This window comes from Methanohalobium sp., assembly GCF_046546175.1.
Classification (GTDB): Archaea; Halobacteriota; Methanosarcinia; order Methanosarcinales; family Methanosarcinaceae; genus Methanohalobium.
The window spans coordinates 26271-32270 of record NZ_JBKGYF010000012.1; the positions used below are offsets into that span (position 1 = coordinate 26271).

Sequence of the window (6000 nt, forward strand, 5' to 3'; positions counted from 1 at the left end):
ATATTTATTCAATCAATTTCATTTCTTCCCCACAGCATACCAGTGTTCCGCCACCAACTACAGTGACTTCAACTTCATTGCCACAGATTTCACATAAGTATTTTTCACCTACACTTGAAACTACCAAAAAATCACCTCCTACAATTATTAATTAATTTGCCGTTTCCACCATATATGTATATTGGTCAATATGACTTAATTTTCAATTTCTCTGGGGTTTGGAGATTTTACCATAAAAAATTCCAGTATTTGCAATTTATAATTCTGGAGATTCATTTTAGTTCTATATGGTATTGGTAACCATAATTACCTATAATATATTGATTTAATAAAACTTAAAATACTTTTTATATACAGTATATTTTATAATTAGGGGTTGTATTTATTAACTATAAAACAGATTATAGAGAATAATATAACCAATAAAGATATAAAGATGTATAATATCCTCAATATTGATATTTTAACATAGGAGGAGCTAAATTGACATTCGGAATAGAATTTGTACCAGGTGACCCTGTACTTAAAATTGCGCATTACGCAAAGCTAGCTGAGCAGAATGGATTCGATAATGTATGGGTAACAGACCACTTCAACAATCGTGACGTATACACCACACTGGCAGTTCTTGCCAACAATACCAACAGCATCAAACTGGGTACCGGTGTCACAAATCCATATACCAGAAATATCGGTATTACAGCATCTAGTATAGGTGCTATAAACGAAATCTCAGGCGGCCGAGCAATCCTTGGAATCGGACCCGGAGACAAGGCAACCTTTGATTCAATGGGTATATCATGGGATAAACCATTAACAACAACCAAAGAATCCATAGAAGCACTCAGAGGATATTTCGCGGGAGAAAAAGTATCCCTTGACGGTGAAATGATACAAGTCGGCGGAGCAAAAATGGCATTCAAGACCGGTAACATCCCAATCTATATGGGTGCCCAGGGTCCAAAGATGCTTCAGCTCGCAGGTGAAGTAGCAGACGGAGTACTGATTAACGGGTCCCATCCCAAAGACTTCGATGTCGCTCTTGACAAGATTAAAGAGGGTGCTGAAAAAGCCGGCAGAGACCTGAAAGATATTGATGTTGCAGCATATACCTGTTTCTCTGTTGACAAAGATGCTGACAAGGCAAAACAAAACGCTAAAGTTGTAGTTGCATTTATTGTAGCCGGTTCACCGGATGTAGTACTTGAACGCCACGGTATCGATCCTGAAGCCAAGAAGAACATCAGTGATGCTATATCCAAGGGTGATTTCAAATCATTGATGGGTGATATGGTTACAGAGGACATGGTAAATGCATTCTCTGTTTGTGGTACACCTGATGACTGTAAACAGAGAGTTGATGAGTTGTTCAATACCGGTGTAACACAGATTGTTGTAGGTTCTCCAATTGGTCCTAACAAAGAGAAAGCCATTAAGCTCATAGGAAAGGAAATAATCGGAGGAAAATGATTGCACCCAAAAATACTGGATGTTATTGAAAACGATGTTTGTACTGCCTGTGGGGCATGCGCTGCCGTATGCCCCGTCGGGGCTATAACAGTTGATAAAAAAGCACAGATACGTGACCCCAACGATCTGACATTGTATGAAAAAGGAGCTGCACCATCAGTATGTGAAGATTGTTACGCCTGTGGCAATGTCTGTCCAGTGGTACATGGATATGTAGAAAACGAACTGGCTAATGTTAAACAGTTCTTTGGTGCCAAAAGCAGTATACCAGGACAGGATGGTGGAGCAACATCAGCTATTCTGAAATCTCTCCTCGAGCAGGGAGAAATTGATTGCGTAGTTGGAATAACCAGAAATGAAAACTGGGAAACAGAACTGGTGCTAATGACAGAGTCGTCACAGGTTGAAAAAACCGCTGGTACCAAATACACCTATGATTCAATACTCTCAGCTCTGAGAGAGCCTTTTAAAGATTATGACAGGATTGCAGTTGTGGGTGTTCCTTGCCAGACCCATGGAGCCCGTCTTATATTTGACAACATAAACGATAAAATTGCTGTTATCATCGGATTGTTCTGCATGGAAAGTTTCCATCATGAAACCATGTTGAACGAAATAATACCAAATGTACTCGGACTTGATATTGAACAGGTTGTCAAAATGGATTTTGCCAAAGGAAAATTCTGGGCATACACCAAGGATGGTGAAGGTCACAGTGTAAAAATACCGACTGTGGCAAAATACGCCAGAAACCCATGTCATCACTGCTGTGATTATACTGCAGTCCATGCTGACATATCTATAGGTTCAGTCGGTGCTCCAGATGGCTGGAACAGTATTTTGATACGTACAGATATTGGTGAAAAGTACTTCAAAAAAGCCAGCAAAGACCTAGAGACAATGGAAAATCCAGAACCTGGGATGGACCTTATTAAAAAATTACTCAACATGAAACACGAGAAAAATGTACCACATTATCTTGAAGCCTGCGAAAAATTTTCATTCGAAGCAGGCGGAATAAAATAAACCTGTATCCATAATATTTTTCCAACCATGCACAGGAAAAGAGCATTTTATATCGGGCGTTTCCAGCCCTACCATCTGGGACATAATTCAATCATCAAACGAATTGCTAAAGAAGTGGATGAAATAGTTATAGGTATAGGCAGTGCTCAAAAGAGCCACAGTAATACCGACCCGTTCACCGCCGGAGAAAGGGTGATGATGATTCGAAATGCTCTTGAAAAGGAAAATATTCCAAATTATGCCCTCCCAATTGAAGATATCCAGCAAAACTCATTATGGGTATCCCATGTGCTTTCAAGGACTCCATTATTTGATGTTGTATATTCCAACAATCCACTTGTAATACAACTATTTGAAGAAGCAGGAATACCTGTAAAACAATCTCCAATGTACCAGAGGGAACAATATTCAGGCACAGGAATTCGGAGAAAAATGATTGAAAATAGGGATTGGAGACATCTTGTCCCTGATACTGTAGCTGAAATAATTGATGAAATAGATGGTGTTACAAGATTGAGAAACGTATCAGAAACCGATGTTGACTGAATTTTATATAGTGTCAAGTTTTAATTTTCCGTTTTATTTAAAGAGTTTTTAATAGTTATTTTGTGACTATTCCAAAGAATTTAATATATATAAAACTGAATGATTACTAATTAAAAAATCCTGGATTTATCCTTTAATTTTAATTATAATTAGGTATGTAGTTAATTATATACAAACAGCATATGAGATTATCATAAAAACATTGTTCATGGAACTAGAAAAATATCTGTCATTTACTAGAGCATGGATGAACAAATCGATGTACAATTACAATGTATAATTCAATGAGTTAAAGACTATAGTAAAAGCTGGTTTAATTGGAGGCAAAATAAAATGGATGATAAAAAACCACCAGTATTTTGTGAGAAATACTGCATCATCTGCAAAGGTGCAAGATCAGGAAATAGCATCTGCAAAAAAATACAAAACCTTGAAATGAAAATCTTTGGTGAACAGGGATGCCCATTCGGAAAAGCCAGAACCAGATATTATGGTGTCACACCTGATGAAAAATTACCATTTGATGATGAAGATTGATTGGCATGAAAATTGCTGTTACCCGATTACATGAAAAAGATGAGGGGACATCCAATCTTTTTAACCAATACGGGCTTGAAGCGGTGATTATACCTACTATACAATCGCAGGAACCATCTGATACATCATCTATAGACAATCTAATTGAAAATATTAAATCCCAAAAAATTGATATCCTGATTTTTACAAGCACACTTGGGGTTTTGAAATTTTTCAATAAAATTGCAGATATTCCAAGAAATATCAGAATCATAAGTGTGGGTCCAAAAACAGCACAGAAAGTGATTCAGTTCGGGCACCATACAGAGGTTCTTGACTCATACAATTCCAGACATTTTGCAGAATACATCGGTAAATACGCACCGGATAAAACTATAGGTATTGCCAGAGCAAATGTTCCAGATCCTGGGATTGTAAATACTCTGGAATCTTTAGGAGCTACTGTCATCGAAGGCACCTGTTATGAACTTGTAGAAACTCCAAACAAATTGAAAAATAACATCCTTAACAAAAACATTGACTGTGTAGTATTTACAAGTACTAAATCTTTTCTGGCTTCAAAACTTGCAAGTTCTGATGTCAGGGATGTTATTACAGTAGCAATCGGACCAAAAACTGCAGAAAACATGGAAAAACATGGAGTAACAGCAGACCTGATAGGTTCGGGAACCCTTGATTCATGTGCAGTATTACTCAAAAATTTAAATAATTTTAAATAAGCTTTTTTGCCAGATTTTGACCTCCATAATAAGCGGATTGTAATATTGTCTCATCCTGGGATATTGCACCTCTATCAAAATAACCTGTTACTGGAAACTTTGTCTCTATTTCATATCCCAGTGTTTCCAGTGGTTTTGACATAGCATTCAATGTGTATCCCATACCATCCATATTTTGCTGCTCACATATCCCAAAAACAATCGCTTTTCGACCCTGTCCTTTCAGACGGGATGAATAGTTTCTGGGTCTATCCTCGGTGAAATCATAATAGGGATAGAGACGGTCGATAAAAGCCTTTATCCAAGATGTGACATATAATTTTGTGAAGGAGAACCCATCCCTCAAACTTTGGATAGAGAAGCTGCATACCGTCATAGAGCCTTGTACAGGTCTTATCTCTGCGGCACCGCTCACATCCTATACATGGCTGAATTAAATAATCACACAGATGAATTGTATAGGTATCAATCCCTTCCTCTTCAACTCCTCTTAAAAAATTATCAAGCAATATATCAGTGTTACCGTTCTTCCGGGGACTCCCACTTAAACCGAGAACTTTTCCATATTCTACCTCCAAATTTTTATTATAAATAACTGCTCAACACAATTCATTTAAATATTAGTACATTTTAACCTATTAAAGGAGGAGTTTTATGAAATGTCAAATTTGCGGAGTGGAAAGTGACAGCAAATATTGCCAAGAATGTGAAAAAATACTCAACCAGGTAATCAGAAGAGTTGGAGAAGAACGCTGGAATGCAATGGACGACTGTTCATTCATATACCCCATGATTAAAAGGGTTGTAAGAGGCGAATTAACAGTTAACGATATAATTGACCAGCTGGAAAGGGAAGATTAATACGGATTGCTATTTCCTTTTCTATTTATATCACTTAATTTCATTAAAATCATTAGTCCTAGTAGGAGATTCGATTGACAATTAACCTGAAAGAGCAGCACGTATGTAAAGTATGCAGTTACAATATGGTTGGATATCTTCCAGATAGATGTCCCTTCTGCAACGCACCTAAAGAAAAGTTCATAACTGCAGAAAAATGTTCCAGAGATTATGATGTACAGGAAACCCCTATAACGGATTCTGTTACCAGATTGAGTTCTGTACCAAAACTTGGTATCGAGCATGCATCATACCAGATACACACCAGTAATAAAATCTATCAGATAGACTGCCCATCAAGTTTTAACACCGGTGTAAATCCCATGGACGAAATCATCTTTACACATTTCCATTTTCTTGGTGCTTCCAATCTATACAGGGAGTATTTCTCCTCAAACGTATCCATTCATCAATCAGATTCTGATTTTAAATTATGCAGGGGATTTACTTTTGATGACATATTCCAGACCGCTTTTAAAAAGGACGGTATCGAAGGTATCCATATCGATGGGCATTCACCGGGTTTTACCTGCTACTTTTTTGAGCATGTCGCCTTTATCTGTGATTATGTCCTGTTCAGGAACAATCGAATGATGTTTAATCCGTATGGTCCTCAATCAGAAACAATAAAAGATGGGCAGCAGTTAAAAGACCTCATTGATAAAAGGATGATCCATAAAATCTGTGGGGTAAATTATGTAATGGATATTGAAGACTGGTACCGCACTCCTAAATTTACATAAAATCATGTAAACTTAGGTGAGAAAGTATCATCTTTCTCGTTTAATTCGGTTGCATATTT

9 protein-coding genes and 1 pseudogene are annotated in these 6000 nt (G+C 37.3%); 7 read left to right on the forward strand and 3 right to left on the reverse strand.

Features of this window, described 5'->3' with window-relative positions; translation table 11 throughout:
• Positions 1-4: 4 nt before the first annotated feature.
• Positions 5-127: a desulfoferrodoxin FeS4 iron-binding domain-containing protein gene (locus ACLFMM_RS02600; RefSeq protein ID WP_410807157.1), complete on the reverse strand. Its 123-nt coding sequence runs from the start codon at positions 125-127 to the stop codon at positions 5-7.
• A 356-nt stretch (positions 128-483) separates the two neighbouring features.
• On the opposite strand from ACLFMM_RS02600, the gene mer reads away from it, so the two are divergent.
• From mer to ACLFMM_RS02625, 5 genes are all read left to right on the forward strand, one after another.
• Entirely contained in the window at positions 484-1470 is a 987-nt protein-coding gene (gene mer / locus ACLFMM_RS02605; protein ID WP_410807158.1) for a 5,10-methylenetetrahydromethanopterin reductase, read from the forward strand.
• Positions 1471-2496, forward strand: a complete 1026-nt coding sequence (fpoF, locus tag ACLFMM_RS02610; protein ID WP_410807159.1) for a F420H2 dehydrogenase subunit FpoF — start codon at positions 1471-1473, stop codon at positions 2494-2496.
• A gap of 27 nt (positions 2497-2523) precedes the next feature.
• Positions 2524-3042, forward strand: coding sequence for a nicotinamide-nucleotide adenylyltransferase (locus ACLFMM_RS02615; RefSeq protein ID WP_410807160.1), 519 nt, complete (start codon positions 2524-2526; stop codon positions 3040-3042).
• 333 nt (positions 3043-3375) lie between these two features.
• Entirely contained in the window at positions 3376-3579 is a 204-nt protein-coding gene (locus ACLFMM_RS02620; RefSeq protein ID WP_410807161.1) for a hypothetical protein, read from the forward strand.
• 5 nt (positions 3580-3584) lie between these two features.
• The gene (locus ACLFMM_RS02625) at positions 3585-4298 is read left to right on the forward strand and encodes a uroporphyrinogen-III synthase (protein ID WP_410807162.1); all 714 of its coding nucleotides are present in this window, start codon (positions 3585-3587) and stop codon (positions 4296-4298) included.
• Here ACLFMM_RS02625 and ACLFMM_RS02630 read toward each other — a convergent pair.
• On the reverse strand, positions 4291-4713 hold the full coding sequence (locus ACLFMM_RS02630; RefSeq protein ID WP_410807166.1) for a hypothetical protein: 423 nt from the start codon (positions 4711-4713) through the stop codon (positions 4291-4293). The two genes, ACLFMM_RS02625 and ACLFMM_RS02630, sit on opposite strands and share 8 nt — an antisense overlap.
• Positions 4714-4720: 7 nt before the next feature.
• Positions 4721-4876: pseudogene (locus tag ACLFMM_RS02635) on the reverse strand (flavodoxin family protein); the annotation flags it as partial.
• Positions 4877-4952: 76 nt separating this feature from the next.
• Here ACLFMM_RS02635 and ACLFMM_RS02640 point away from each other — a divergent pair.
• Both ACLFMM_RS02640 and ACLFMM_RS02645 read left to right on the forward strand, forming a co-directional pair.
• Positions 4953-5159 (forward strand): hypothetical protein, encoded by a 207-nt coding sequence (locus ACLFMM_RS02640; RefSeq protein ID WP_410807163.1) that lies wholly within the window; start codon positions 4953-4955, stop codon positions 5157-5159.
• A gap of 74 nt (positions 5160-5233) precedes the next feature.
• The gene (locus tag ACLFMM_RS02645) at positions 5234-5941 is read left to right on the forward strand and encodes a rubredoxin-like domain-containing protein (protein WP_410807164.1); all 708 of its coding nucleotides are present in this window, start codon (positions 5234-5236) and stop codon (positions 5939-5941) included.
• The last annotated feature ends 59 nt before the right edge of the window (positions 5942-6000 follow it).